24 protein-coding genes and 1 tRNA gene are annotated in these 25905 nt (G+C 67.7%); 13 read left to right on the top strand and 12 right to left on the bottom strand.

The features are described 5' to 3' along the window. The first annotated feature begins 11 nt into the window (after window positions 1–11). From BLW83_RS01010 to BLW83_RS01000, 4 genes are all read left to right on the top strand, one after another. Complete coding sequence (locus BLW83_RS01010) at window positions 12–371, top strand: hypothetical protein (protein WP_143042701.1); 360 nt, start codon at window positions 12–14, stop codon at window positions 369–371. Continuing rightward, complete coding sequence (locus BLW83_RS01005; RefSeq protein ID WP_090844582.1) at window positions 368–619, top strand: hypothetical protein; 252 nt, start codon at window positions 368–370, stop codon at window positions 617–619. The genes BLW83_RS01010 and BLW83_RS01005 overlap by 4 nt, the downstream gene beginning before the upstream one ends. A 149-nt stretch (window positions 620–768) precedes the next feature. Then, on the top strand, window positions 769–1098 hold the full coding sequence (locus BLW83_RS15345) for a hypothetical protein (RefSeq protein ID WP_143042700.1): 330 nt from the start codon (window positions 769–771) through the stop codon (window positions 1096–1098). A 22-nt stretch (window positions 1099–1120) separates the two neighbouring features. Further along, a complete protein-coding gene (locus BLW83_RS01000; RefSeq protein ID WP_245728562.1) occupies window positions 1121–2533 on the top strand; it encodes a recombinase family protein in 1413 nt (470 codons plus the stop codon). Window positions 2534–2654: 121 nt separating this feature from the next. Here the strand turns inward: BLW83_RS01000 and BLW83_RS00995 are convergent. After that, window positions 2655–2740, bottom strand: a tRNA-Leu gene (locus BLW83_RS00995). A gap of 413 nt (window positions 2741–3153) precedes the next feature. Here BLW83_RS00995 and BLW83_RS00990 point away from each other — a divergent pair. Together BLW83_RS00990 and lpxK are read left to right on the top strand one after the other, a co-directional pair. Beyond that, window positions 3154–4314 carry a 3-deoxy-D-manno-octulosonic acid transferase gene (locus BLW83_RS00990; RefSeq protein ID WP_090844579.1) on the top strand — a complete coding sequence of 387 codons (1161 nt, stop codon included), beginning with the start codon at window positions 3154–3156 and terminating at the stop codon, window positions 4312–4314. Then, window positions 4305–5294 (top strand): tetraacyldisaccharide 4'-kinase, encoded by a 990-nt coding sequence (lpxK, locus tag BLW83_RS00985; protein ID WP_090844576.1) that lies wholly within the window; start codon window positions 4305–4307, stop codon window positions 5292–5294. Before BLW83_RS00990 ends, lpxK begins: the two co-directional genes overlap by 10 nt. Window positions 5295–5338: 44 nt before the next feature. Here lpxK and BLW83_RS00980 read toward each other — a convergent pair whose 3' ends face one another. Both BLW83_RS00980 and BLW83_RS00975 read right to left on the bottom strand, forming a co-directional pair. Beyond that, window positions 5339–6004 carry a DsbA family protein gene (locus tag BLW83_RS00980; RefSeq protein ID WP_090844573.1) on the bottom strand — a complete coding sequence of 222 codons (666 nt, stop codon included), beginning with the start codon at window positions 6002–6004 and terminating at the stop codon, window positions 5339–5341. Between the two features lie 38 nt (window positions 6005–6042). Next, entirely contained in the window at window positions 6043–6624 is a 582-nt protein-coding gene (locus BLW83_RS00975) for a DUF721 domain-containing protein (RefSeq protein WP_425433920.1), read from the bottom strand. 64 nt (window positions 6625–6688) lie between these two features. On the opposite strand from BLW83_RS00975, the gene BLW83_RS00970 reads away from it, so the two are divergent. Continuing rightward, window positions 6689–7723, top strand: a complete 1035-nt coding sequence (locus tag BLW83_RS00970) for an A/G-specific adenine glycosylase (protein WP_090844571.1) — start codon at window positions 6689–6691, stop codon at window positions 7721–7723. A 3-nt stretch (window positions 7724–7726) separates the two neighbouring features. Here the strand turns inward: BLW83_RS00970 and argF are convergent, their stop codons facing one another. The 4 genes from argF to BLW83_RS00950 form a co-directional block, all read right to left on the bottom strand. Continuing rightward, on the bottom strand, window positions 7727–8653 hold the full coding sequence (gene argF / locus BLW83_RS00965) for an ornithine carbamoyltransferase (protein WP_090844568.1): 927 nt from the start codon (window positions 8651–8653) through the stop codon (window positions 7727–7729). A gap of 304 nt (window positions 8654–8957) precedes the next feature. Further along, window positions 8958–9878 (bottom strand): arginase, encoded by a 921-nt coding sequence (rocF, locus tag BLW83_RS00960; protein WP_090844565.1) that lies wholly within the window; start codon window positions 9876–9878, stop codon window positions 8958–8960. A gap of 135 nt (window positions 9879–10013) precedes the next feature. Next, window positions 10014–11741, bottom strand: a complete 1728-nt coding sequence (metG, locus tag BLW83_RS00955) for a methionine--tRNA ligase (protein WP_090844562.1) — start codon at window positions 11739–11741, stop codon at window positions 10014–10016. Window positions 11742–12092: 351 nt separating this feature from the next. Beyond that, a complete protein-coding gene (locus tag BLW83_RS00950) occupies window positions 12093–12770 on the bottom strand; it encodes a GcrA family cell cycle regulator (protein ID WP_090844559.1) in 678 nt (225 codons plus the stop codon). A gap of 207 nt (window positions 12771–12977) precedes the next feature. Here BLW83_RS00950 and BLW83_RS00945 point away from each other — a divergent pair, with 207 nt between their 5' ends. Together BLW83_RS00945 and BLW83_RS00940 are read left to right on the top strand one after the other, a co-directional pair. Continuing rightward, on the top strand, window positions 12978–13796 hold the full coding sequence (locus BLW83_RS00945) for an ABC transporter permease (protein WP_245728561.1): 819 nt from the start codon (window positions 12978–12980) through the stop codon (window positions 13794–13796). 173 nt (window positions 13797–13969) lie between these two features. Beyond that, complete coding sequence (locus BLW83_RS00940) at window positions 13970–15139, top strand: aspartate aminotransferase family protein (RefSeq protein ID WP_090844556.1); 1170 nt, start codon at window positions 13970–13972, stop codon at window positions 15137–15139. 172 nt (window positions 15140–15311) lie between these two features. On the opposite strand, the gene BLW83_RS00935 is transcribed toward BLW83_RS00940, so the two are convergent. From BLW83_RS00935 to BLW83_RS00915, 5 genes are all read right to left on the bottom strand, one after another. Next, window positions 15312–16211, bottom strand: a complete 900-nt coding sequence (locus BLW83_RS00935; protein ID WP_090844553.1) for a carbohydrate kinase family protein — start codon at window positions 16209–16211, stop codon at window positions 15312–15314. Then, a complete protein-coding gene (locus tag BLW83_RS00930) occupies window positions 16208–17449 on the bottom strand; it encodes a TFIIB-type zinc ribbon-containing protein (protein ID WP_245728560.1) in 1242 nt (413 codons plus the stop codon). Before BLW83_RS00930 ends, BLW83_RS00935 begins: the two co-directional genes overlap by 4 nt. 84 nt (window positions 17450–17533) lie before the next feature. Beyond that, window positions 17534–18661: an SPFH domain-containing protein gene (locus BLW83_RS00925; protein WP_090844550.1), complete on the bottom strand. Its 1128-nt coding sequence runs from the start codon at window positions 18659–18661 to the stop codon at window positions 17534–17536. 61 nt (window positions 18662–18722) lie between these two features. Next, window positions 18723–19745 carry a DUF2927 domain-containing protein gene (locus tag BLW83_RS00920; protein ID WP_090845801.1) on the bottom strand — a complete coding sequence of 341 codons (1023 nt, stop codon included), beginning with the start codon at window positions 19743–19745 and terminating at the stop codon, window positions 18723–18725. Between the two features lie 60 nt (window positions 19746–19805). Continuing rightward, window positions 19806–21014, bottom strand: coding sequence for a toxic anion resistance protein (locus BLW83_RS00915; protein WP_090844547.1), 1209 nt, complete (start codon window positions 21012–21014; stop codon window positions 19806–19808). A 294-nt stretch (window positions 21015–21308) separates the two neighbouring features. On the opposite strand from BLW83_RS00915, the gene fabF reads away from it, so the two are divergent. From fabF to BLW83_RS00895, 4 genes are all read left to right on the top strand, one after another. Then, complete coding sequence (fabF, locus tag BLW83_RS00910; RefSeq protein WP_090844544.1) at window positions 21309–22571, top strand: beta-ketoacyl-ACP synthase II; 1263 nt, start codon at window positions 21309–21311, stop codon at window positions 22569–22571. Then, window positions 22571–23746, top strand: coding sequence for an endolytic transglycosylase MltG (gene mltG / locus BLW83_RS00905; RefSeq protein WP_090844541.1), 1176 nt, complete (start codon window positions 22571–22573; stop codon window positions 23744–23746). Before fabF ends, mltG begins: the two co-directional genes overlap by 1 nt. A 352-nt stretch (window positions 23747–24098) precedes the next feature. After that, window positions 24099–24497: a hypothetical protein gene (locus BLW83_RS00900; RefSeq protein WP_090844538.1), complete on the top strand. Its 399-nt coding sequence runs from the start codon at window positions 24099–24101 to the stop codon at window positions 24495–24497. Continuing rightward, the gene (locus BLW83_RS00895) at window positions 24439–25794 is read left to right on the top strand and encodes a DNA-packaging protein (RefSeq protein ID WP_090844535.1); all 1356 of its coding nucleotides are present in this window, start codon (window positions 24439–24441) and stop codon (window positions 25792–25794) included. The genes BLW83_RS00900 and BLW83_RS00895 overlap by 59 nt, the downstream gene beginning before the upstream one ends. Window positions 25795–25905: the final 111 nt, after the last annotated feature.

Below are 25905 nucleotides of genomic sequence, written 5' to 3'. Positions count from 1 at the left end.
AGGCAAGAATCATGAAAAAATATCAGGTTAGCGTCGTCGGTGGCAAGCCACCCAAGCGCCCGGATAGCTTTATGGAGCGGCTGCGCCTGTCTATCACGCGGGCAGTGAAAGCGCTGCCGCTCGGCGCGGCGGCGGTGATGCTGGCAGGCGCTACGGGCTTCGTGTCCTTCATCGGCACGCCGCATGTCGGCTGGGACTACGGATGTAGTCACGCCACGCGCGGCATCGGCACGTGCCGCTCGGCCTCATGGTGTTCGTATTACGGCATTCAAGGCCGCCGTGTCGAAAGGCCGGGCGATGGCGAGCGCTGCAAGCTTGTGACGCTGCTGCCGCTGGATTGGAACAAAGTAATCGAAAGGGTCTGGAAATGAGCGAATTTTTCTACACGCTCGATTTGGGCGAGGAGCATGGGAAGGCGCTTCAAAAGGTCGCGGCATTCTGGGGACATGATGATGTTGAAGAGTTCGCTTCTGAATTGCTGTGTGATGCCATCAGGCAGGCTGAAGTGTGGCTGAACTCGGAAATCTACAGGATGTACGAGGACGAAATATCAATACTTCGGAAAATCTATAAGGAAAGAAATGAAAGGATACGGAATGCGCTCAATGATGAGTTGTAAGGCAGTCACCTGAAATATGAAAAATAAAGTCGTAAGCCACCGAAAGAATCACCATAACGCATAGATCAGGTCAATTACAGCACATCCACGCAAATCCAAATATTTGCGTAAAAACAATGTATGGTGGTAAAATAAAAGTGGAGATAGAGATGAAGGACGATTTTACAGTCGCGGGACACAGAAATAGCAACCACAAGTGCCACCTTGCATCCAACAAGCCTACGCTGACAGTCGATGTGGAGCGCTATCAAGCTTACCTTGACGGGGCGAATATGACCGAGGCGCAAAAGGCTGAATTTTTGCAAGCACTCTGGATGATCGTGGTATCCTGTGTCGAGTTGGGCTTCGGCGTTCATCCCTTGCAAGATGCCTGTGGAAAAAATGCGAAAATCGGCTGTGACTCTGCAAAAGGCGCTTTCGATGCGGTAAAATCAGGCAAGCCGACCGATAGCAAGAATACCGATGATTTCAGCCCGTAAGGCTGGTCAGAAAGGATGCAAAATGACAGAAAATCAAACAACTAGCAAAGGAACAGCTATCATATACTGCCGCGTTTCTTCGATCAGGCAGACCGTGGACGGTAGCGGCCTTGAAAGTCAGGAGCAACGCTGCCGCGCCTATGCAAAAGAACACGGCTACGAGGTGGAGGCCGTGTTCCCTGATAACGTTAGCGGCGGCGGTGACTTCATGCGCCGCCCCGGCATGGTGGCGCTGCTAAGCTATCTGGATGCGCAGCGTGGTAAATCTTATACCGTGATCTTTGATGATCTGAAACGCTTTGCGCGCGACACCGAATTTCATTTGAAACTGCGCCGTGAGTTTGCGCGGCGCGGCGCGACAATCGAATGTTTAAATTTTAGACTTGAAGATACGCCAGAAGGCAAATTCATTGAAACGGTTATTGCAGCCCAAGGCGAACTTGAGCGGGAACAAAATAGTCGCCAAGTCGTGCAGAAGATGCAAGCCCGTGTTGAGAACGGTTTTTGGGTGTTCCGCGCGCCTATCGGATATAAATATATTGCAGCGCCTTCGGGCGGGAAAATCCTCGTACTTGATGAAGTTTTAGCGCCCGTAGTGCGCGAAGCTTTAGAAGGCTACGCTTGCGGGCATTTTTCTACACAAGCCGAGGTGCAGCGATTTCTTGAACGCAGCCCTTATTTTCCCAAGGATCGCCCTGACGGCACTATCAGGTCGATGACAGTTACCCGCTTTCTCAAGAAAGCCGTCTATGCGGGCTATGTCGAAGCGCCGAAATGGGGCGTTTCGCTGCGCAAGGGCAAGCATCCACCTATCATCAGCTTTGAAACATATCAGCGAATTCAAGAAAATCTTGAGGGGCGCAAGTATCGTCCTGCCGCGCGCAAGGATTTCCATGAAGATTTCCCGCTACGCGGCTTCGTGTTGTGTGACTGCTGCGGACGGGCGATGACTGCTGCATGGTCAAAGGGCAGGTATAAGCACTATGCTTATTATCGCTGCGAAACACGCGGCTGCGAGGTCAAGGGAAAATCTGTACCTCGTGCCAAGCTGGAAGATACGTTCGCAGAAATCATCAAGGGTTTACAGCCCGCGCGTGAACTCTTTGACCTGACCAAAGTCATGCTGCGCGATGCTTGGGATATGCGCTTCGCCAGCGCCACGGATCAGCGCGCGGAACTCACGCGCCAGATCGGCGATGTGCAGCGCCAGATTGATTGCCTGTTGGACAGGCTCGTGGAAGCATCCAGCCCTACTGTCATCAGCGCGTATGAAGCCAAAATTGACAAGCTGGAGCGTGACCGCCTTTTGCTGAACGAACGCATCGAAAATATGGTGCCGCCAAAGGGACGGCTGGAGGATTGTATTGAACTCGCCCTAAGATTTCTGTCAAGTCCTTGGAATATATATGAAAAAGGTGACTATCTGATGCGCTGAACAGTGCTTCGGCTGGCCTTCGCCGAGCCTCTTAGATATGGGCAAAATGGGGTGTATGGAACCCCTAAATTTTCATTCCCTTTCAGATACTTAAGGGATAATTTACGTCCAAATGGTGAAATGGTGCGGGCGGCGGGACTTGAACCCGCACGGGCAGCTGCCCCAGGGAGTTTAAGTCCCATGCGTCTACCATTCCGCCACGCCCGCGGCGACTGGCTTTGGCTAAGGCTTCGCTGCCCCGGTTTCAAGACGCGAACGCCCCGAGGCCGAATGAAAACGAAGGGTTCCGGCATGACGTCCGGAACCCTTCGTCCCCCGCGTGCCCCGGTAACCCCAGTCCACCACACGCGATGCGAAATCTGTTCCGGCCGTTCTGGCCGTAACCGCTTCATGCCAGCCCGCGCCTCTTGCCGCAACCGGGGAATAGCCGGCATTTTATCCTTTGCCCCTTGCCTCGCGCGGCCCTTGGTTCCACAGGCCGGTCGGGCTATCTCGGAAAGGTATCACCCGCCCGAGTCCGCCATGTCCCGCAGCCACCTTTGCCCCGCTTTGCCAATGCCCGCCCCGGGTCACGGCTGATGGCCGGGCTCGGAGAGATTGCCAACTGGTTGCAAGGCCGCATGCCGCGCAACGATCCGGCCGGGGGGGCGCCGGTGGTCCCGCCGGGCGACGGGCCTTTGGTCCTGATCGCGGGCAACGATGCGGGTCCGGTTGCGGCGGCGCTGCGGCGGCTTTGCCCCGGGCTGCGGGTCGGCGCCCTGGGGCCGGTCGCGGTGGAACCCGGTGCGCGCCCCGTCCCCATGGTGCTGCCCGAGCCGCCGGCCGACCCGCAGGCGGCGCGGCGGCTGCTGGAGGTCGCGGCGCCCGGCGCGGTGCTGCTGACCAACGGGATGCTGCCCTCGGCGCTGATCGCCGCTTGCGAGGATGCGGCGGTGCCGGTGACGCTGGCCACCGACGGCGCGGGACTGGCCGCGGCGATGGCGCGCCGGGTCTGGCGTGGCGGGCGGAGGGGGCCGCTGGTGCGGCTCAGCCGCGTGCTCGTGCCCGACCCCCCGGCCCGAGAGGCCGCCCTGCGCGAGGGCATCGCGCCGCTTCGGGTCGAGGTTCTGGGCACCTCGCTGCCGATCCTGCCGCCGCTGCCCTGCAATCCGCACGAGCTGGCGGCGCTGCGCCCGTTCATGCGCGACCGCCCGGTGTGGCTGGCCGCGGCGCTGCCGATCAGGGAACTGACCGCGGTGATGGCGGCGCACGAAGGGCTGCTGTCCGTCCGCCACCGCGCGCTGCTGATCATTGCCCCCGCCCGGCCCGAGGACGCCGATCCCATCGCCGCCGCGCTGGCCGAGCGCGGCCTGAGCGTCGCGCGGATCGAGGACAGCGACCCTGGCCCCGACACGCAGGTGCTGCTGGCCGAGGACAGCGCCGAGCTGGGGCTGTGGTATCGGCTGGCCTCGGTCACCTATGCCGGCGGCACACTGATCGGCGACGCCGGATCCGCGCCGCGCCACCCGTTCGAGCCGGCGGGGCTGGGCACCGCCATCGTCCACGGGCCTCTGCCCGGCGATCACGCCGCGTATTGGCAGGCGCTGGACCGCGCCGGCGGCGCCCGGCTGATCCGCGGCCCGCTGGCCCTGCCGCGCGTGATCGAAGAGCTGGGCGAGCCGGACACCGCCGCCCGCCTTGCCCGCGCCGCGTGGCAGGTCGCGACCGAAGGCGCCGAAATCACCCGCCGCATCGCCGAGGCGGTGCTGTCGGACCTGCAAGAAAGCTGCCAATGCCCCTGAACCTCGGCGCCCCCGCATTCTGGAACCGCCCGCCTGGACTGCCGGCGCGCGCCCTGCAACCGCTGGGCGCGCTTTACGCCGCCGCCACCGCGCGCCGGCTGGCGCGGGGCGGGCGGGCGAGGGTGGGGGTGCCGGTGATCTGCGTGGGCAATCTCAATGCCGGCGGCACCGGCAAGACGCCCACGGTGATCGCGCTGATCGAGCGTCTGTCCGCCCGCGGCATTGCCGCCCATGTGGTCAGCCGCGGCCATGGCGGGACCGAGACCGGCCCGGTGCTGGTCGATGAACGCAACCACACCGCCGCGCAGGTGGGGGATGAGCCGCTGCTGCTGTCGGCGTTTGCGCCGGTGGTGGTGGCGCGCGACCGGGTGGCGGGCGCCCGCGCGGCGGTCGCGGCCGGTGCCGGGGCGATCCTGCTGGACGACGGGTTTCAGGATCCGGCGCTCGCGCATGATCTGGCGCTGGTGGTGGCGGATGCCGCGCGCGGCTGGGGCAACGGGCTGTGCATCCCGGCGGGGCCGCTGCGCGAACCTGTCGCGCGGGGGCTCGCCCGCGCCGACATGGTGCTGACCATCGGCGGCCCCGATGCGCAGGCGGCGTTTTCCGCCCGCTGGCCCGCGCTGCCGGTGCCGAGGCTGACAGGCAGCTTGCAGCCGCTGGAAACCGGGATGGACTGGCAGGGGCTGCGGGCGCTGGCCTTTGCCGGGATCGGCCACCCGGAAAAATTCTTTGCCACGCTGCGCGGTCTTGGCGCCGATGTGGTCCGGGCCGAGGCGCTGGCCGACCACCAGAGGTTTTCCCGCCAGCTGCTGACGCGGCTGGAAACCGAATCGCGGCTGCTGGGGGCGCAGCTGGTCACCACCGAAAAGGACGCGGCCCGCCTGCCGCGCGGCTTTCGCCCCAAGGTGCTGACCCTGCCGGTGCGGCTGCGGCTGGACGATCCGGCGGCGCTGGATGCCGCGCTCGACCGGCTGCTTTGACGAAAAGGGCCGCCCAGCAGGCGACCCTTTCAATGGAGCGCTGATTACTGCGCGGCCGCCAGCTTCTCGTCCAGCGTGGCCTTGAGCTGTTCCCACGGCTGGTTGCGGACGGTTTCGCCGTTGACGATGAAGGTGGGCGTGCCCTCGATCTTGTCGGCAACCGCGTTCTGCTGGAACGTGGCGACCAGATCCTGCACCTTGGATTCGTCCGACCAGCAGGCGTCCATCTGCTCGACCGAATAGCCGGCCTTGGCGCCGATCTTGCGCAGGTTCGCGGCCAGATCCTCGCCATTCTTGGCCGACAGCCAGTCGCGCTGGCTTTCAAACAGCATCCCGGCGACCGGATAGAATTTGGAATCGTCGCCGCAGCGGGCCAAAATCCCGGCCCACAGCCCCACGTCGTCGAAATAGACGTCGCGCTGCGCAAAGCGGACCTTGCCGGTGTCGATATATTCGGCCTTGAGCCGCGGAAAGACGTTGTTGTGGAAATCGGCGCAATGCGAGCAGGTGAAGCTGGCGTATTCGATGAACTCGACCGGCGCGTCCTCGGCCCCCAGCCACAGGTCGGGCAGGATCTGCGGGGCGGCGGCCTCGGCGGTGGCGGTCGGGGCCGGCTCGGGGGTGGCGGTCTGCGCGGTGGCCGGCACGCAGAATGCGGCGGCAAGCGCGCCGATGGCTGCGGCCGGGGCAAGGCGGCGGATCAGGGTCATGTCTGGCCTTTCGTTGGGTTTTTCGGGAATTCTGCCTGTCAGCGCGCCGCCGCCCGTGCCGCACGGGCAAGGGCCATCCGCCGCATCGAATCGGCAAGTTTCGGGTCGGCAAAGCGGGCGGCCACGGCCTCGGCCGCAGCCAGCGCGTCGGCGGGCGCCGGGCGCGTGACGGGTGTCGCGGGGGCGCCGACGAACTGGGCCTGCCCCTCGGCGAACCCCTGTGCGGCAGTCTGGGTGACGGTGACGCGGGCGATGGCGTTGAACCCGTAGACCGCGTTCACGCGGTCGCGGATGCGGGGCAGCTCCATCTGCACCAGCGGCGCATGGGCGCCGTCGGTCAGGATGGTCAGGGTCGCGCCCAGCCCCTGGGTGCGGCTGTGGCTGACCTTGACCGGGCGGGTATGGGCGGCGGTCTGCGCGCCGACGATCTCGGGCCAGTCGGTCAGCAGCCGCGCCACCGCAAAGCCGCGCGATTCGGCGCTGCGGCGCAGCTGCGGCGCGATCAGCACCGCCGCCGGCTCGAACCCGCGCATCCGGCGGCGGGGCGGCGCATCATCCGCGCCCGCAGGCTTGCGCTTGCGGCCCTTGGGCGGGGGTGGAGGCTTGGGCGTGACGGTCATCGGCCTTGCAGCTTGTGGACGGCTTACTCTGGACCGGACGCGCCGGGGATGCCAGACCGGCGCGATGAACAACCGGGCAAACTTGCGTGAAACCCCCGTGCGCGCCAGCGTCGCACCGCGGCTGTTGGGCTGGTATGACCGCCACGCCCGCGTGCTGCCGTGGCGCGCGCCGCCCGGCAGCCCGCCGATGGACCCTTACCGCGTCTGGCTGTCCGAGGTGATGCTGCAACAGACCACCGTCGCCGCGGTGCGCGGGTATTTCGAGCGTTTCACCACGCTGTGGCCCGATGTGCAGGCACTGGCCGCGGCCGAGGATACGCAGGTGATGGGGGAATGGGCGGGGCTGGGTTACTATGCCCGCGCCCGCAACCTGCTGGCCTGCGCGCGGCAGGTGGCGGCGATGGGCGGGTTTCCCGACACGCGGCAGGCGCTGGCGGCGCTGCCGGGGATCGGCCCCTATACCTCGGCCGCGATCGCCGCGATCGCCTTTGACCGCGCGGAAACCGTGGTCGATGGCAACGTGGAGCGGGTGGTGGCGCGGCTGTTTGCGGTTAAAACCCCGATGCCCGCGGCCAAGCCGGAACTGGTGGCGCTGGCCGAGACCCTGACCCCCGACCGCCGCCCCGGCGATTTCGCGCAAGCGATGATGGATCTGGGCGCGACCATCTGCACCCCGCGCAACCCCGCCTGCGCGCTCTGCCCGCTGAACGACCTGTGCCACGCCCGCGCGCTTGGGCTTGCCGCCGAGCTGCCGCGCAAATCCCCGAAACCGCCGCGGCCGCTGCGGCTTGGCACCGCCTGGCTGGCGCTGGACGCGGGCCATGTGCTGGTCGAACGCCGTCCGGCCAAGGGGCTGCTGGGGGGCACGCTGGCCTTCCCCTCGACCGGCTGGGACGGGACCGAGCACCCGCCCCCCGCCGCCGGCCCGTGGCGGGAACTGGGCGAGGTCCGCCACATCTTCACCCATTTCGAGCTGCATCTGACCGTGCTTGCCGGCCCGCCGCAGGGGATCAACCGCGGGCTGCTGCTGCCGCGGGCGGATTTCGACCCGACAACGCTGCCGGGGCTGATGCGCAAGGTCTGGGCGCTGGCGCGCTGAAGATCAGACCCCCAGACACCAGCGCATCACTGCCTTTTGCGCGTGCAGGCGGTTTTCGGCCTCGTCCCAGACCACGGAATGCGGGCCGTCCATCACCTCGGATGTCACCTCGTCCTCGCGATGCGCGGGCAGGCAATGCATGAACAGCGCATCCGGCTTGGCCCGCGCCATCAGCGCCGCGTTGACCTGATAGGCGCGCAGCTGGTTGTGGCGGCGTTCCTTGGCCGATTGCGGGTCGTGCATCGAAACCCAGGTGTCGGTGACCACCAGATCGGCGCCCTCGACCGCCTTTGCCGGGTCGCGCTCGATCACGGCCTGAACCCCCTGGGCGCGGGCAAAGTCGAGCCACTCGGCCTCGGGGTCCAGCGGCTTGGGGCCGGTAAAGGTGAAATCGAAACCGAACTGGCCGGCAGCCTGAATCAGGCTGGCGCAGACGTTGTTGCCGTCGCCCGACCACACCACCTTGCGCCCCTTGATCGGGCCGCGGTGTTCCTCATACGTCAGCACGTCGGCCATGATCTGGCAGGGGTGGGTGCGGTTGGTCAGCCCGTTGATCACCGGAACGCTGGCGTATTCCGCCATCTCTTGCAACGTCGCTTCCTCGAACGTGCGGATCATGATCAGATCGACATAGCGCGACAGCACGCGGGCGGTGTCGGCGATGGTTTCGCCATGGCCCAGCTGCATTTCCTGCCCCGACAGCACCATGGTCTGCCCGCCCATCTGCCGCACGCCCAGATCGAAACTGACCCGCGTCCGGGTCGAGGGTTTTTCAAAGATCAGCGCCACCATGCGGTTCGCCAGCGGTTGCTCGGCGTCAGGCGTGCCGCGCGAACAGCCACCCCGCGCCTCTTTCATGCTGCGCGCATTGTCGATGATCGCGCGCAGATCATCACGCGGCGTGGTGTGAATGTCTAGAAAACTCGGCATCTTTCAACGTCCTGTCTGTTCCGGTGTCTGGCGGCGCCGGATGCTGTCACCGCGCCTTGGCACGCGGGGGCGTCGGGACGGAACTTCGGGGCGCGCGCGCGGTCGGCAAGGGCTTGCACATGATCGCGGCACTTCACCGCCAGCGCCGGGCGGGGTCAACCCCCCAACCGCCGCAATCTTGCGGGTTTCTTCATCACGAAAATATCCCGCGGGGGGGCCCGAAGGGCGGGGGGCGCGCAGCCCCCCTTTGCCCCGCCCCCTGATCCCCGTCCCCCCTGATCCCCGTCCCCGTGATCCCCGCCCGCTATCCCGCCCGCGTCGGCCGGTCAAAGACCTTGCGCCCCATCAGGCTGCCGACCAGATCGACCATCATCCGCGCCGTGCGCCCGCGGTCGTCCAGAAACGGGTTCAGCTCGACCAGATCCAGCGAACACATCAGCCCGCTTTCGTGGATCAGCTCGCAGACCAGATGCGCCTCGCGGAACGTGGCGCCGCCCGGCACGGTGGTCCCCACCGCCGGCGCGACCGAGGGGTCCAGGAAATCCACGTCGAGGCTGACATGCAGCATCCCCCCCGCCGCCTGCACCCGGTTCAGGAAATCCCGCATCGGCGCGGCAAAACCCTGTTCGTCCAGCACGCGCATGTCGTTGACGGTGATTTCCGTTTCCTCAAGCGCCGCATGTTCGGCCGGATCGACGCTGCGGATGCCGAACAGGCAGATGTTTGCCTCGGGGACCGGGGCGGGAAAGGGCGGAAACGGCGCGAACCCCGGCCGCCCGGCCAGATAGGCCAGCGGCGTGCCATGCAGATTGCCGCTTTCGGTCGAGGCGAGCGTGTGGATGTCGGAATGCGCGTCCAGCCACAGCACGAACAGCGGCCGCCCCGCTGCCGCCGCATGGGCCGCGACCCCGTGGATACTGCCCAAGGACAGCGAGTGGTCGCCCCCCAGAAAGATCGGCAGCCCGTCCGCCATCGCCCGCGCGCTGGCATCGGCCAGCGCCCGGGTCCAGCCCAGCGTCTCGGGCAGGGAATGCACGGCCGGGTTCGCGCAGCTTTCCTGACCCAACGGCCCCGGCGCCACGTCGCCCCGGTCCTCGACCGTATGGCCAAGCGCCTTCAGCACCTCGGCGATGCGGGCCACGCGATAGGCCGCCGGCCCCATGAGGCAGCCGGGCCGCTGCTGGCCGCTGTCCACCGGCGCGCCGATCAGGATACAATGGGTCATCGGTCCCCCGTCAGGATGCAACAACCCCCAGCCTGGCACGACCCGCCGCCCGCCGCCATGCGGGCCGGGGGTCCAGACCGGGGAAACCGGCATCCAGCCTGCGCCAAACGTGGCGACGGGCCGGCGGCGCCGGCATCACGCGCGCACGCCCTGAAATCTTTCCTGCCATTCCTCGCGGCTTTCGTCGCTGATCTTGGCAAACAGCACCTCGGGGGTGTCGAAACCATGGCCGGGGGGCAGGGTTTGCAGCGCCGCCCCCACGTCGTCGGGCCAGCCGCGGTCGTCGCTGCGCATCGCCTGCAACATGGAATCGGCGGCAAAGGGGATGAAGGGGGCCGAAAGCACCGCATAAAGCCGGATCAGGTTCAGCCCCAGCCGCACCTGCATCGCCGCGCGTTCGGGGTCGGTCTTGAAGGCCGCCCAAGGCGCCGCCGCTTGCAGGTATTCGTTGCCCAAAGCCCAGATCGCGCGCAGTTCATTGGCGGATTTGCGGACCTCCATCGCCTCCATGAAGCCCTCATAGGCGCGGATGCGGGTGGCCAGCGCGGCGATCAGCGCGGTTTCCTCGGGGCCGTAATCGCCGCCCTCGGGGACGGTCTCGCCGAACTTCGAGCGGCAGAACTTGGTGATGCGGCTGACGAAATTGCCCAGCACATCGGCCAGATCCTTGTTCACCGAGATCTGGAAGTTTTCCCATGTGAACTCGGCGTCCGACCCCTCGGGTGCGTGGCTGAGCAGCCACCAGCGCCAGTAATCCGCCGGCAGCACCTGCAACGCCTGGTCCTGGAACACGCCGCGCCCCTGCGAGGTGGAAAACTGCCCGCCGTCATAGGTCAGGTAGTTGAAGGACTTGATGTAATCGACCAGCTTCCACGGCTCGCCCGAGCCGATGATCGTGGCCGGAAAGGACAGCGTGTGAAAGGGCACGTTGTCCTTGCCCATGAACTGGGTGTAGCGCACGTCGCCCGCGCCCTCGTCCAGCCGCCACCAGCGGCGCCATGCCTCGGGCTCGCCCCGCGCCTCGGCCCATTCGGCGGTGGCGGCGATATACTCGATGGGCGCGTCGAACCAGACGTAAAAGACCTTGCCCTCCATCCCCGGCCAGGGCTGGTCGCCCTTTTTCACCGGGATACCCCAGTCGAGATCGCGGGTGATGCCGCGGTCCTGCAACCCGTCGCCGTCATTGAGCCATTTCTTGGCGATCGAGGTGGTCAGCACCGGCCAGTCGGCCTTGCTGTCGATCCATTCCGACAGTTTTTCGCGCATGGCGGACTGGCGCAGGAACAGGTGCTTGGTCTCGCGCACCTCAAGATCGGTCGAGCCGGAAATGGCGCTGCGCGGGTCGATCAGATCGGTCGGGTCCAGCTGCTTGGTGCAGTTTTCGCACTGGTCGCCGCGGGCCTTGTCATAGCCGCAGTTGGGGCAGGTGCCCTCGATATAGCGGTCGGGCAGGAAACGTCCGTCGGCCAGCGAATAGACCTGACGCTCGCTGACCTCGGCGATCAGCCCGTGCTCGGCCAGCTTGCCGGCGAAATGCTGGGTCAGCTGGTGGTTCTGCGGGCTGGACGAGCGCCCGAAATGATCAAAGCTCAGCCCAAAGCGGCGCGCGATGTCGGCCTGAGTGTCGTGCATCCGGGCGCAGAAATCCGCGACCTTCTGCCCGGCCTTGGCGGCGGCCAGCTCGGCCGGGGTGCCGTGTTCGTCGGTGGCGCAGACGAACATGACCTCGTTGCCGCGGCCGCGCTGATAGCGGGCGAACAGATCAGCCGGCAGCTGGCTGCCGACAAGATTCCCCAGGTGCTTGATCCCGTTGATATAGGGCAGTGCCGAGGTGATGAGATGGCGCGAGCGCGTCTTGGGCATGGTGTCGTCCTTTGGATGACCGGCTCTTACCCCCATGCGCCGCGCAGGGAAAGGGTGGTGGTCGGAACGGCCCGGACCGCAGCCCTGTTCAACTGCCCATGGCGCACCCCGCAGAGTCGGCCCGCAGGCCCGGAATTTCGCCCATCATACCCCCCGCGAAACGGGCGCCCCGGATCATCCGGCAATGAAGCCGGGCAGGACCAAAAAGCGCCTTGATCCAAAGCGGCGCCGGACGTTCCGTCCGTGCCGCCCCTGTCTCATCGCACGCAAGGATGAAGATTCGGTGAATCCGCCTTGGGTCGCGCCAGGGTATTTCCCGTTCGCCCCTGCGACGCCGGGCGCCGGGGGCCGTCAGCGCCGGCGGTCGCGGCGGGCGCTCATCGGTTGGAATGCGACGCCGACATGGGCCTCGCAATAGGGTTTGCCGGGCTGGCTGGGCAGGCCGCAGAACCAGAACTTGTCGGTTGCGGGGTCGCCGATGGGCCATTTGCAGGTGCGCTCGGTCAGCTCCATCAGCGACAGTTTCAGCGAGGTCTTTTCGACCTCGCGCACCGAGGCCAGCGCCTCGGGCGAGATCTCGTTGGCCGAGGGTTGCGGGGGCAGCGGCTGGCCGGCGGGCACGATCGGGCGGCGCGGGGTGAACACCGGCTGCGGCGGGGGCGCGGGTTCGGCGGCCTGTTCGGGGGCGGGGGCGGCGGCGGTCGGGGCTTGCGCGGGTGCGGGCGTGGCGCGGGCGGCGGGCTGCTGCGCCGCCGGTTCCTTGGGCGCGGCGGCTTCGCGGGCGGGCTGCGCGCGGGCGGGCTCGGCCCGGGGGGCGGCGGCGGCGGGGCGTGCGGATTCCGGCGCGGCTGCGGCGGCGGGCTTGGCGGGTTCCTCGGCCTCGGCGCGGTTGGACAGGCCCAGCCGGTGGACCTTGCCGATGACCGCGTTGCGGGTGACGCCGCCCAGCTCCTTGGCGATCTGGCTGGCCGACTGGCCTTCGGTCCAAAGGCGTTTCAGCGTCTCGACGCGATCGTCGGTCCAGGACATGGCGGTTTCTCCACGGGCAGAAGGTCGTCCCAAAGGGTTTGGGGGCGGATGGTCTGAGTTACGCGCCCGGCCGCCGGGAATCAAGGTCCGGGCGGGAAATCGACGCTGATCGCGACCGCGCGGGCGCCCCCCTCGTCCACGGCGGTCGGGCCGGTTATGCTGGCGCCCGAACCCCTGCAAACCGAACCCCCGCAAAAGGAACCCGCGATGCCCCCGACCGATGCCCCCGACTATGGGCGGATGCCCGACCGCCGTTTTGGCCGGATCAACTGGCTGGGCACGGCGACGCTGGCGGCGCGGGAAATCCGCCGCTTCATGACCGTGTGGCAGCAGACGGTGCTGGCGCCGCTGATCACCGCGGGGTTGTTCGTGGTGGTGTTCGTCGTCGCCTTGGGGCGCGGGCGGGGCGAGGTGATGGGCCTGCCCTTTGTCGAGTTCATCGGCCCCGGCATCCTGATGATGACGGTGATCCAGAACGGATTCGCCAACAGCTCTTCCTCGCTGATTTCGGCCAAGATGCAGGGCAACATCATCGACACGCTGATGCCGCCGCTGTCGGCGGCCGAGATACTTGCGGGCTATCTGGCGGGCAGCCTGGTGCGGGCGCTGATGGTGGCGGCGGCGATCTCGGCCGGGCTGGCGCTGGTGGTGGGGCACGGGCCGGCGCATCCGCTGCTGGCGCTGGTTTATATCGTGCTGGGGGCGCTGCTGCTGGGGGGCTTGGGCATCCTGGGCGGGATCATCGCGCAGAAATTCGACCAGATGGCCACGCTGACCAATTTCGTGGTCACGCCGCTGTCGTTCCTGTCGGGCACCTTTTATTCCGTGCAGGCCCTGCCCGAGCCGTTCCGCGCCCTGTCGCACTGGAACCCGATCTTCTACTTGATCGACGGGGCGCGCCATGGTTTTGCCGGGGTCGGCGACGCGCCGGTGCTGCGCGGGCTGGCGGTCAGCGTGGTTTCGGTGCTGGCGGTCAACCTGCTGGCGTGGTGGTGGCTGCGCATCGGCTATCGGATGAAACCCTGAGGCGCGACAGGGGGCGTTGAACGCCGCGGGCCGGCTTGGTAACGCTGCGTCCATGACGGTGATTCGCCCCTGTCTGCGACGCTGACGGACCCCGTGCGCCGCGCGCCTCGCGCGGCGGGTGGCCTTTGTCGCGTGCCCAGAAACTCCTGCTTTCCGACCAGAGGGACAGACCCATGATCGACGCCGTCCTGCCGACCTATAACCGCGCGCCCATCGCCTTTGACCGCGGCGAGGGCGCTTGGGCCATCGCCGCGGACGGCACGCGATACCTGGACCTGGGCGCGGGCATCGCGGTCAATGCGCTGGGGCACGCCAACCCCGATCTGGTGGCGGCGCTGACCGCGCAGGCCGGGCGGATCTGGCATGTCTCGAACCTCTACCAGATCCCCGAGCAGCAGCGGCTGGCCGAGATGCTGGTGGACAAGACCTTTGCCGACACGGTGTTCCTGACCAACTCGGGCACCGAGGCCGCCGAGCTGGCGATCAAGATGGTGCGCAAATACTGGCACAGCAAGGGCCAGCCCGAGCGGATCGAGATCCTGACCTTTGAGGGCGCGTTCCACGGCCGTTCGACCGGCGCCATCGCCGCCGCCGGGTCGGAAAAGATGACTGCCGGCTACGGGCCGCTGATGCCGGGGTTTCGGGTGCTGCCCTGGGGCGACATGGCCGCGCTGGAGGCCGCGATTTCCGACAGCACCGCCGCGGTGATGCTGGAACCGGTTCAGGGCGAGGGCGGCATCCGCGTGCTGCCCGACGAGGGCCTGCGCCGCATCCGTGAGCTGTGCGACCGGGCCGGCGCGCTGCTGGTGCTGGACGAGGTGCAAAGCGGCATGGGCCGCACGGGGCGGCTGTTCGCGCATGAATGGGCCGGGATCGCCCCCGATATCATGATGGTGGCCAAGGGCATCGGCGGCGGCTTTCCGCTGGGCGCAGTGCTGGCGACCGAGGCCGCGGCCGCGGGCATGGTCGCGGGCAGCCACGGGTCCACCTATGGCGGCAACCCGCTGGCCTGCGCGGTCGGCGCGCGGGTGATGGAGATCGTCGCAGACGATGCGTTCCTGGCCGAGGTCGCCCGCAAATCCGCGCTGCTGCGCCAGCGGCTCGAAGGGCTTGTCGCCGCCCACCCCGAGGTCTTTGACGAGGTGCGGGGGATGGGGCTGCTGCTGGGGCTGCATTGCAAGGTGGCGCCGTCGGAGCTGGTCGAGGCGGCTTATGCCGAGCATTTGCTGACGGTGCCGGCGGCCGACAATGTGGTGCGGCTGCTGCCGCCGCTGAACATCACCGACGACGAGATCGCCGAGGCGGCGGCGCGGCTGGATCGCGCCGCGGCACGGCTGGAATAGGCGGCGCTTTCAGGGCGGAGGGGGCTGCGCCCCCAAGTCTTTTGCAGAGGGGGCGCTGCCCCCGTCGCGCAAGCGCGACCACTGCCGTGGCCTTCTTCGCTGAAAACGCGCCACTGGCGCGTTTTCCGGGCGCTCCGAAGCCCCGGGATATTTGGAACCGCCCGAATCCGGGTTAGAGTTCGTCGGCCCAAGGCGGATCGGCGCCGGGGCGCGAGACGGTGATCGCTGCCGCCGTCGTGGCGAGGGTGAGGGCGGCGGTGAGTGCGGCGCTGTCGGGGGAATCGAGGGCGTCGCCGTGCAAGAGGCTGGCGAGAAAGGCGGCGTTGAAGCTGTCGCCGGCGCCGATGCTGTCGGCCACCGTGGCCGGGACGGCGGCCGCGTGGAGGCGGTGGCGCCGGGTCATGGCCATCGCGCCCTGGGCGCCGCGGGTCAGCACCACGATGCGCGGGCCGAGGGCGAGGATCCGGGCGGCGGTTTCGTCCGGCGCGGTGTCGGGGGCGAGCCAGGCGGCATCCTCGGCCGAGAGCTTCACCAGATGCGACAGGGTAAGCAGGCGATCAAGCCGTGCGCGGTATTCTGTCTTGTCCTGAATGGCTTGTGGGCGGATATTCAGGTCAAATATCAGCGGGATGCCCCGGCGGGAGGCGTCGGTGGCGAATTGCTCGACGGTGCTGCCGCAGGGCTCGGCGGCCAGGCTGATGCCGCCGATCACCAGCGCCCGGCAGTCCGTCGGCAGCGGCGGCAATTGCGCAGGCAGGAATATCCGCCCGGCAGAATTTTCGTCGTCAAAACGATAGGTTGCATCGCCAGAGTTCAGGTCGATTCTTGCCAGCGCGGTGGGGCGGTTGCTGCGGGGGCAAAGCGAGGTCTCGACCCCGGCCGCGGCCAGCGGCGCCAGCAGCAGCGCCCCATAAGCGTCGCGCGAGATCGGCCAGGCAAGGCTGGTGGCCACCCCCAGCCGGCCAAGCGTCAGCGCGGTGTTCCAGGCGCCGCCTCCGGGTTGCGGGCGGATGCTGCCGTCCGGCTGCGGGACCAGATCGACCAGCGCCTCGCCCATGCACAGCACGCTCATGCGAGGGTCGGGGGTGGCGCGGGCGCGGCGGCGGTGATCGCCGGTGCCGGGGCGGCGGCCGGTGCGGCGCCAAGGTCGAAGCTGCCGCTGCTCTCGCTCAGCAGCATCAGCATCGCCCCGGCCAGCAGCGCCGCCAGCACCGCCAGCGCGATTTTCCACATCGACCACGGGCGGTCGCCCTGCACCCGCCCCGACTGCCCGTTGACGATGAAACGATAGCTTTTGCCGTTGTATTTATAGGCCGCCAGCCAGACCGGCAGCAGGATGTGCTTGAAGGTCTCGGCGCTATGGCTTGTGTCGACGGCATCTATGCGCTGCACGTCGCCGCCTATGTCGCGGCGGATGTCCATGGCGATGACCGAGGCCATTTCCTGCCGCGCGACCTGATGGCCGTCAGCAAGGGGGACGGTATAGCCCTCGGCCGAAAATCCCGACAGATAGCGCGGATCGTAGGTCGCGAGATGCGACAGCTCCCACGGCGCCAGCGCATCGGTGAAGCGGCGCGGCAGCGCGGTCGAGGCCAGCACCAGCACATCGTCGAAGGACCGCGCGACATGGCCCGAGCGCGGGGTCCAGCGGGTGCGCCGGACCTGCTGCGCCACCTGCTGGTTGCGCCCGTTGACCCTGCGGGTGACATGGACGGTTTCGTAATAATGGTCGCCGCGCTGGCCGCGATAGCGGGTCTGCGTGTCGGCGTCGAAGGTCCAGAAGGGCGAATACACCCCCTGCATCCGCCGCCCCCGGCGGGCGTATTGCACCAGCCCGTTCGGCGCGAACCACAGCCCCTTGAGCCAGCTGTCCAGCGCGGCGCGGGCCTGGGTTTCGGACAGGACAAAGGGCAGCACCGCCTGCGGCTTGATCAGCCGGGTGGTGCCGGTGTCGGTGACGACCGGGGTGGCGCAGAAAGGGCAGGTGCTGGCGTGGCTTGTGCCGAGTTGCTCGATTTTGGCGCCGCAATTGGGGCAGGATAGCGTGCGCAGGGTTTCGGTCAGGTCGCTGGCATCGTCGAGGCTGAGCCCGCGGGCAAGCGGGATCTCGTCCAGCCCCGGGGCCTTGTGCCCTGCGTTCCACTGGATCGCGCCGCCGGAGGTCGGGAGTTCCGGCGGCCGGGTGTCGGGCGCGATCGTCTGGACATGGCCGCAATAGGGGCAGACCAGCGCATCCTGTCCGGGCGCGAATTCCAGCGTCGCGCCGCAGTTGTCGCAGGGGTAGCGGTGTTCGATCTGGGTGCTGGGCATCTGGGTCGCGTTGTCGGCTGGGGCGGGACCGGGGGCCGGCCCCCGGACCCCCGGGATATTTGGGTGATGAAGAAGCGGTGGGGCCTAGCCCTGCGGCAGGGGCGGCGGCAGGGCCGAAAACAGCGCTGCCAGCGCCGGCTGGTCGTCCGCGCGCTGCCAGTTTTCCTGTCCCTCGGTCCAGGCAAGCGTGTCGCGGGTCAGCCGGCCCTGATCGCGCAGGGCTTCGAGCTGGGCGCGGGTGAAGGGGCCGCTGGCGGCGCCGTCAAGGGCGAGGTGCCAGAGCGGCTCGGACGGGATCGGGGGCGGGGTTGCGGCGGCGGGTTGCGGGGCCTGCGGAGGGTTGGTTGCCGGGGGCGTGGCGCCCCAGGGGCCGCGCATGGCGCCGGCCATGCCCATCGCGGCGCCCATGCCGGCGCCCAGCCCCGCGCCCATGGCTCCGTCGCGGGTTGATGCGTTCAGCATAGATTCTGCCTGAGCATATTGTCCGAACTTATTGAGATCGCCGACGATTCCCATGGAGGTTCGTTTGTCGAGCATCTTTTCGACCTCGTCCGGCAGGCTGATGTTCTCGATATAGAACTCTGGCAGGGTAAGCCCGTATTGCGCGATGGTGGGTGCGATGGCGGTGGCCACGATGCGGCCCAGATCGGCGGTGTTGGCCGCCATGTCGAGGACCGGGATGCCCGAACCGGCGATCATGCGGGAAAATTCCTGCACGATCACGTTGCGCAGTTGCAGGCTGATCTCGTCCGAGGTGAATTCGCCGTCGGTGCCGACGATTTCCGTCATGAACACCCCGGGGTCGGTCACGCGCATCGAATAGGTGCCAAAGGCGCGCAGCCGCACCGGGCCGAATTCGGGGTCGCGGGTGATGATCGGGTTGCGGGTGCCCCATTTGAGGTCGTTGAAGCGGGTGGTGCTGACGAAATACACCTCGGATTTGAAGGGCGAGCGGAAACCGTGGTCCCAGTGTTGCAGCCGGGTCAGCACCGGCATGTTGTTGGTTTCCAGCATGTAGAGCCCGGGCGTGAACACGTCGGCCAGCTGGCCTTCGTGGACGAACACCGCCGCCTGGCCTTCGCGCACGGTCAGCTTGGCGCCGTATTTGATGGCGCGGCCGCGGGTTTCATAGCGCCAGACCATCGTGTCGCGCGTGTCGTCCACCCATTCGATGACGTCGATGAATTCGCCGGTCAGGAAGTCGAGGACCATGGTTTCCTCCTGTGGTGGAAGCGGTCGATGGGGGATATTGCCGGGCGGCGCCGGGGGTTTGTCAAGGCGCCAGCTCGGCGGCGATGCGGGCGACGATGGGGCGGGCGTCGGATTCGGTCATGCCGGGGCGCAGGCGCTTGTCGTAGAGGATCTTGAGCAAAAGCTCGTCATGCGGGGTGAGAAAGGCGAATTCCTCGTCGTCGTTGAAGATCGAGGGGCGCACCTCGGGGCTGTCGTTGGCAAGCCCGAGGCCCTGGGCCAGTTCCTCGTGGATGCAGCTGAGCCGCAGCCGGTCGGGCAGTTCCGCACGGATCACCGCGACGGCGTTGGAATAGGGCTGGCCGGGGCCGGGGGAATAGGCAAAGACGGTGCAGTAATTCTGCGGTGCAAGCCCTTGGATTGCCAGTATATCGGACGCGGGAATCCCGGGGATGAGCTGCGCCAGCCGCGGGCCGATGGCGCGGCGTTCGTCCTCGGCCAGCAGCAGCACCACGAAATTGCCGGTCTCGGCGGTCATGGCGATGGGGTGGCCCGAGATGCGCGACAGCCGCTGGGCGTAGTCGGCGATGTCGTTGCGGTCGCGGGTGCGGGTGGCCGGGGGGACCGAGGCGCCGAATTCGACCATGACGCGCACGGGGCGTTCCCAGCGGCGCAGCGGCGCGGGGCGGGTTTCGGGGACCAGCCGCCCGTTGCGCCGGACATATTCGTCATGCAGCGCGATGCGGATGAAATCTTCGGTCAGGCGCTCGGCAGAGGCCGGGGGGATGCCGTCGGCGTTGGGGCGCAGCAGCCCGCGGGCCAGCAGCGTATCCTGAACGTTGCTCATGTATTGGGCCATGGTCACGCTGGCCGCGCCCGGGCTGCCGCCGGCGGCGGCATCGCGCGCGGCCTGGGCGCGTTCGCGGCGCATTCTTGCAAGATCGTCGGGGCGCGGCGCGGGCGCCGGCACCGCCGAGGGGCGGGCCGCAGGCGTGGGCGCGGGGGCAGTGCCGGGCGCGCAGGCGGCAAGCGCCAGCGCGCCGGCCAGCGTCGCCGCCAGTGCCGGCCGCCACCCCCGGACAGGGGCGGCGCGGGCGGTGTCCATGCTGTCGGTCACTGGAATCGGGTCCGTCTGCCTTGTCCGTCTGGCCGGAGCGTAGCGTCTCTAGCCTTGGGGCGTAAGGGTGGCCGCGCCCATGTCGGCGGCGGTGCCGGGCGGCAGCGCGGCGCGGGCGCTGGAGGAGGCCAGCGTCTGGCGCAGGTCGCTTTCCATCTTTTGCAAGTCCAGCTCGGCCGCGGCGCGGCGGGCCTTACCCTCGTCTGCGATGCGCAAGCTGTCCTCGATGGTGGCGATCAGTTCGGCATTGGCGGTGCGCACCGATTCGATGTCAAAGACGCCGCGTTCCATTTCGGTGCGGATGCGGGCGTTGGCGTCGCGCAGGTTCTTGGCGTTCGCGGTCAGCAGCTCGTTGGTCAGGTCGCTGGCCTGCTTGACCGCCTGCGCCGCCTGTGCGCCGCGCTGAATGGTCACCGCCTGCGCCAGCTGGGTTTCCCACAGCGGCACCGTGTTCACCAGCGTCGAGCTGATCTTGGTGACCAGCGACTTGTCGTTTTCCTGCACCAGCCGGATCGAGGGCAGCGACTGCATGGTCACCTGCCGGGTCAGTTTCAGGTCGTGGACCCGGCGTTCCAGATCGTCGCGCATGGCGCGCAGGTCGCGCAGCTGCTGGGCCTCGATCACGTCGCCGTCGGCGGCGGATTCCTGCACCTCGGCCGCTTTCGCGGGGATGGTCTGGGTGTCGAGTTCGCGCAGCTTTTCCTCGCCCGCGGCGATGTAAAGCGCGAGCTCGTCATAGAAATCCAGCGTGCGTTCATAAAGCACGTCCAGCGACTTGATGTCTTTCAGCAGCGTGTGCTGGTGGCTTTCCAGATCGCCGGTGATCTTGTCGATCTGGCCCTGCACCTGTTCGTAATTGGCCACGAATTTCGCAAAGGGCGCCGAGCGGCCCAGCAGTTTTTCCCACCAGCTGCGTTCGCGGCGCACGTCGAGTTCGCTGATCGAGAAACCGCGGATCGTGGTGACGATGTTGCGCAGGGAATCGCCTGCGGGTCCGACGTCCTTGTTCTTGACGTCGGCAAGCATCGACTGGCTGATTTCCTGCAACCCCGACTGCGCGCGCGAGCCGAAATGCACCACGGAACCCGTGTCGTGCAGGTCGATTTCGTCCATGCGGCGGCGGATTTCCTCGGCCACGGGGGCGGGGGCCTGTTCCAGCGGCACCACCTCGGCCGTCGGTTCGGGCAGCACGACAGAGGTGACCGCCTGAAGCTCGGGCAGGGTGGCCTCGGCGCGGGTCTGGGTTTCGATGCTCATCAGGCGGTTTTCCCTTTTAATTCATCGGCTTTGGCGGGCTGCGCTGACGCGAATCCCCGCGGCGCATGGTGTTGCGGTTGGTGTCGTCGTGGCGGGCGCCCTTATGTCGGGTGGGCGGGAATCCTGTGGCGGACCTTCAACAGGATAGGTGCAGAAAAGTTCCGGAAAAGCAACGCAGAGCCTGCGATTGCGGCGCGACGTGGCGAAACCCTGCGCGAACCGCTCTCGCCTGCGTTGCGCGCGAGGGGGGGCGCGTGTATTCAGCGCGCAAGATTGTGTCGGGAAGGATCGCGAATGCGCAGGGTTGTCGTCACCGGGATGGGAATGGTCACACCGCTGGCTTGCGGGGTCGAGGAAACCTGGGCACGGTTGCTGGACGGGCAATCCGGCGCCGGTCCGATCACGCGGTTCGATGCCTCGGACGTGGTGACGAAATACGCCTGCGAGATCCCGTTCGGCGACGGCAGCGAGGGCACGTTCAACCCCGACGACTGGATGGAGCCAAAGGACCGCCGCAAGGTCGATGACTTCATCCTTTACGGGATGGCCGCCGCCGCGCAGGCGGTCGAGGATTCCGGCTGGGTTCCGCAGACCGACGAGGAACGCGAGCGCACGGGCGTGATGATCGGGTCCGGCATCGGTGGGCTGACCACCATCGCCGAGGCCGCGGTGCTGCTGAAGGAAAAGGGCCCCAAGCGGGTGTCGCCGTTCTTCATCCCCGGCGCGCTGATCAACCTGGCCAGCGGGCAGGTCTCGATCCGCTACGGGTTCAAGGGGCCGAACCATGCGGTGGTGACGGCGTGTTCCACCGGCGCCCATGCCATCGGCGACGCGGCGCGGCTGATTGCCGTGGGCGACGCCGATGTGATGGTTGCGGGGGGCACGGAATCGCCGATTTCCGAACTGGGCATCGCCGGGTTCAACGCCTGCAAGGCCCTGTCCACCAAGCGCGACAACGACCCCAAGGCCGCCAGCCGCCCCTGGGACAAGGACCGCGACGGTTTCGTCATGGGCGAGGGCGCCGGCGTCATGGTGCTTGAGGAATACGAGCACGCCCGCGCCCGCGGCGCCAAGATCTATGCCGAGATCCTGGGCTACGGCCTGTCGGGCGACGCCTATCACATCACCGCCCCCAGCGAGGACGGCGACGGCGGGTTCCGGTCCATGCAGGCGGCGCTGAAGCGGGCGGGGCTGGAGCCCTCGGCCATCGACTATATCAACGCGCATGGCACCTCGACCATGGCCGATGTGATCGAGCTGGGCGCGGTCGAGCGGCTGCTGGGCGATCATGCGGGCAATGTCACCATGTCGGCCACGAAATCCTCGATCGGGCATCTGCTGGGTGCGGCCGGCGCGGTCGAGGCGATCTTTTGCGCGCTGGCGGTGCGCGACCAGATCGCGCCGCCGACGCTGAATCTGGACGATCCGCAGCGCGAGACCGCCATTGACCTGGCCGCCAACGCCGCCGTGCGCCGCAAGATCGACGTGGCGCTGTCCAACAGCTTTGGCTTTGGCGGCACCAATGCGACGCTGGTGATCGGCAAGGTCCGCGACTGATGTGGCGGGCCATCGCCTCGAACGCGCTGACGCTGCTGATCGTGCTGCTGGTCGCGGTGGCGGTGGCGGTGGCCTGGGGGCGCAACCAGTATCAGGCGCCCGGCCCCAGCGAGATCGCGCAATGCGTCGAGATCCCGCAGGGCGCGCGGCTGAACGAGGTCAGCAAGCAGCTTGAGGCGCAGGGGGTGATTACCTCGCCCTATATCATGCGCACCGGCGCCGATTACGCCGGCAAGGCCGGGCAGTTGAAATTCGGCAGCTATCTGGTGCCGCCCCGTGCCAGCATGCAGGATGTGGTCGATGTGATCACGGCCGGCGGCCCGTCCACCTGCGGGACCGAGGTGATCTTTCGCGTGGGTGTGCGCGCCAACACGGTGGTGCTGCGCGACCTGAACCCGGAAAACGGCCGTTACGAGGACCGGATCCGCCACGATCCCGCCACAGGCGAGCTGCCCGAGGCGCTGGAGCAGGCGGTCGACAAGCCCGGCGCCCGGCTGCGCGTGGCCGTGGCCGAGGGCACCACCGCCTGGCAGGTGGTCGAGGGGTTGAAACAGGCGCCCTTCCTTGACGGCTCTGCCGGTCCGCTGCCGCCCGAGGGCACGCTGGCGCCCGACACCTATGAGGTTCCCCGCGGCACCGACCGCCGCGAATTGCTGGACCGGATGCGGGCCGCGCAGGATACGATCCTGGCCGCGGCGTGGGAGGCGCGGCCCTTTGGCCTGCCCTATCAGACGCTGGAAGAGGCGCTGACCATGGCCTCGATCGTGGAAAAGGAAACCGGCATCGCGGACGAGCGCCGCACCGTCGCCGCGGTGTTCGTGAACCGGCTGCGCGACGGGATGCGGCTGCAAACCGACCCGACGGTGATCTATGGGGTGACCAAGGGCCGCGAGGTTCTGGAACGCGGCTTGCGGCGGTCGGAACTGGACCGGCGCACGCCCTATAATACCTATCTGATCGCAGGCCTGCCCCCCACCCCCATCGCCAATCCCGGCCGCGCCGCGATCGAGGCCGCGCTGAACCCGGACGGGAGCGATTACCTGTATTTTGTGGCCGACGGCTCGGGCGGGCACGCATTCGCCCGCACTCTGGACGAGCACAACGCCAATGTCGCCCGCTGGCGCGAGATCGAGCGGGCGCGGGGCGAAGAGGAAGCCGCGGTCCAGACGGATTGAGGTTCCGGGGGCGCTGTCGAACCGGGGCTCTGCCCCGGACCCCGGGATATTTGAGACCGCCCGAATCCTGGAGGCGCGGTTTTTCGAGATTTCGGACGGATCTTGCGGGGGTGGTTTTGGGGGTGTTGCGCGTGGGGCGGTGGGGTGTTGCGTCGCGTAATGAACTGATTTTCCAGGAATAATCTTGCAAGGTAGCGATTTCGTCCGCTGTTGCGGATTGACTTTGCGAACGGTGTCGGATACACATTCCGACATGCTGGGAGAGATGGGCAAGCGGCCGGGTCGATGACCTCGGGCCGCTTTTTTGTTTCTCGCTCGTGCGGACAGGCACCGAGGGCAGGGCATCACATAAATGGACATGAGTTTCGAGCCGGGGGTGGTCCCCGAGGGGCCGTTCGTTTCCGCAAGGGACGGCGGCGCCGCGGGGCTGGAGCCGGGGCAGGCGATCGACGTGGCGGGCGAGATGTTTCGCGAGCTGGCCGAAGAGCTGCACCGGCTGAGGGTCGGGCTGCGGACCGGGCTGAAAGAGGGCGCGGCCGGCGAGCCGGGCGAGCTGTCCGGCGAGGTCAGGGAAGCGGCAAAGCTGGTGCGCGACCTGCGGGCCGCGACGCAGCTGGTGCTGGAGGAAAGGAACCGAGTTGACAAGCTTCGCAAGGATATCGGCGGACAGGCCGGACAGGGCCGGCTTGACCTTGACGCCGCACGAGACGAGATCGGGCGCCGCCTGGCTTGCCTGCGCCGGGCAGGCTGAGGTCGATGAGTTCATCGGCGGGCTGTCGGATAATGCGCTGGCCAGCCTGCCGTGGCTGTTCGAGTTCTGGGCGCTGCCGCATCAGCTGCCGCCTGCGGGCGACTGGAAATCCTGGGTGATCATGGGCGGACGCGGTGCGGGCAAGACCCGTGCCGGGGCCGAGTGGGTTCGCGCGCAGGTCGAGGGCGCGAGCCCGGATGCGCCGGGGCGGGCGCGGCGGGTGGCGCTGGTGGCCGAGACCTTTGACCAGGGGCGCGACGTGATGGTGATGGGCGACAGCGGCATCCTTGCCTGTTCGCCGCCCGACCGGCGCCCGCTGTGGGAGGCGGGGCGGCGGCGGCTGGTCTGGGCCAATGGCGCCACCGCCACGGTCTATTCGGCGCATGAGCCCGAGGCGCTGCGCGGCCCGCAGTTCGACGCGGCTTGGGTGGATGAGCTGGCCAAGTGGAAGAAGGCCGCCGAGACCTGGGACATGCTGCAATTTGCCCTGCGGCTGGGCGAGCATCCGCAGCAGGTGGTGACGACGACGCCGCGCAATGTGGGTGTGCTGAAGGCGATTCTGCGCAATCCGTCCACGGTGGTGACGCACGCGCCGACGGATGCGAACCGCGCCTATCTGGCGGAAAGCTTTCTGGCCGAGGTTCAGGCGCGCTATGCCGGCACTCGGCTGGGGCGGCAGGAGCTGGAGGGGGTGCTGCTCGACGATGTCGAGGGGGCGCTGTGGACCACCGCCATGCTGGAGGGGTGCCGGGTGGATGCGGCGCCCGCGCTGGACCGGGTGGTGGTGGCGGTGGACCCCTCGGTCACCGGGGGGTCGGGCAGCGACGAATGCGGGATCGTGGTGGCGGGGGTGGTCTGCGAGGGGCCTCCGCAGGACTGGCGGGCCTATGTGCTGGAGGATGCGAGCGTCCGCGGCGGGCCGGTCGAGTGGGCGCGGGCGGCGATCGCCGCCATGGCGCGGCACGGGGCCGAGCGGCTGGTGGCCGAGGTCAACCAGGGCGGCGATCTGGTGGAAAGCGTGATCCGGCAGCTGGACCCTCTGGTCCCGTTCCGGGCGCTGCGGGCCGGGCGCGGCAAGGGGTTGCGGGCGGAGCCGGTGGCTGCGCTGTATGAGCAGGGCCGGGTCCGGCATCTGCGCGGGCTGGGCGCTTTGGAGGACCAGCTGTGCCGGATGACGGTGCGCGGGTTTGAGGGGCGAGGTTCGCCCGACCGGCTGGATGCGCTGGTCTGGGCGATCCACGAGCTGATGATCGAGCCGTCGGCGCATTACCGGCGGCCGCAGGTTCGGGGGCTGTAGGTCTCGGGTGCGGCGGCGGTGGCGCGGTCGCAGGGGTATTTGGCCCAGAAAGAAGCGCGAAGCGGTGGGGTCGTCCTAGGGGGGCGGCCTTTTTTCATGGACAGGAGGCAC

The organism is Paracoccus alkenifer, assembly GCF_900108405.1.
Taxonomy (GTDB): Bacteria; Pseudomonadota; Alphaproteobacteria; order Rhodobacterales; family Rhodobacteraceae; genus Paracoccus; species Paracoccus alkenifer.
This window is presented reverse-complemented; position numbering and strand designations above follow the sequence as displayed.

Bases quoted from the DNA above. Each gene is read 5' to 3' on its own strand.
- BLW83_RS01010 (WP_143042701.1), top strand. From the start codon at position 12: ATGAAAAAATATCAGGTTAGCGTCGTCGGTGGCAAGCCACCCAAGCGC.
- BLW83_RS01005 (WP_090844582.1), top strand. From the start codon at position 368: ATGAGCGAATTTTTCTACACGCTCGATTTGGGCGAGGAGCATGGGAAG.
- BLW83_RS15345 (WP_143042700.1), top strand. From the start codon at position 769: ATGAAGGACGATTTTACAGTCGCGGGACACAGAAATAGCAACCACAAG.
- BLW83_RS01000 (WP_245728562.1), top strand. From the start codon at position 1,121: ATGACAGAAAATCAAACAACTAGCAAAGGAACAGCTATCATATACTGC.
- BLW83_RS00990 (WP_090844579.1), top strand. From the start codon at position 3,154: ATGCCGCGCAACGATCCGGCCGGGGGGGCGCCGGTGGTCCCGCCGGGC.
- lpxK (WP_090844576.1), top strand. From the start codon at position 4,305: ATGCCCCTGAACCTCGGCGCCCCCGCATTCTGGAACCGCCCGCCTGGA.
- BLW83_RS00980 (WP_090844573.1), bottom strand. From the start codon at position 6,004: ATGACCCTGATCCGCCGCCTTGCCCCGGCCGCAGCCATCGGCGCGCTT.
- BLW83_RS00975 (WP_425433920.1), bottom strand. From the start codon at position 6,624: ATGACCGTCACGCCCAAGCCTCCACCCCCGCCCAAGGGCCGCAAGCGC.
- BLW83_RS00970 (WP_090844571.1), top strand. From the start codon at position 6,689: ATGAACAACCGGGCAAACTTGCGTGAAACCCCCGTGCGCGCCAGCGTC.
- argF (WP_090844568.1), bottom strand. From the start codon at position 8,653: ATGCCGAGTTTTCTAGACATTCACACCACGCCGCGTGATGATCTGCGC.
- rocF (WP_090844565.1), bottom strand. From the start codon at position 9,878: ATGACCCATTGTATCCTGATCGGCGCGCCGGTGGACAGCGGCCAGCAG.
- metG (WP_090844562.1), bottom strand. From the start codon at position 11,741: ATGCCCAAGACGCGCTCGCGCCATCTCATCACCTCGGCACTGCCCTAT.
- BLW83_RS00950 (WP_090844559.1), bottom strand. From the start codon at position 12,770: ATGTCCTGGACCGACGATCGCGTCGAGACGCTGAAACGCCTTTGGACC.
- BLW83_RS00945 (WP_245728561.1), top strand. From the start codon at position 12,978: ATGCCCCCGACCGATGCCCCCGACTATGGGCGGATGCCCGACCGCCGT.
- BLW83_RS00940 (WP_090844556.1), top strand. From the start codon at position 13,970: ATGATCGACGCCGTCCTGCCGACCTATAACCGCGCGCCCATCGCCTTT.
- BLW83_RS00935 (WP_090844553.1), bottom strand. From the start codon at position 16,211: ATGAGCGTGCTGTGCATGGGCGAGGCGCTGGTCGATCTGGTCCCGCAG.
- BLW83_RS00930 (WP_245728560.1), bottom strand. From the start codon at position 17,449: ATGCCCAGCACCCAGATCGAACACCGCTACCCCTGCGACAACTGCGGC.
- BLW83_RS00925 (WP_090844550.1), bottom strand. From the start codon at position 18,661: ATGGTCCTCGACTTCCTGACCGGCGAATTCATCGACGTCATCGAATGG.
- BLW83_RS00920 (WP_090845801.1), bottom strand. From the start codon at position 19,745: ATGGACACCGCCCGCGCCGCCCCTGTCCGGGGGTGGCGGCCGGCACTG.
- BLW83_RS00915 (WP_090844547.1), bottom strand. From the start codon at position 21,014: ATGAGCATCGAAACCCAGACCCGCGCCGAGGCCACCCTGCCCGAGCTT.
- fabF (WP_090844544.1), top strand. From the start codon at position 21,309: ATGCGCAGGGTTGTCGTCACCGGGATGGGAATGGTCACACCGCTGGCT.
- mltG (WP_090844541.1), top strand. From the start codon at position 22,571: ATGTGGCGGGCCATCGCCTCGAACGCGCTGACGCTGCTGATCGTGCTG.
- BLW83_RS00900 (WP_090844538.1), top strand. From the start codon at position 24,099: ATGGACATGAGTTTCGAGCCGGGGGTGGTCCCCGAGGGGCCGTTCGTT.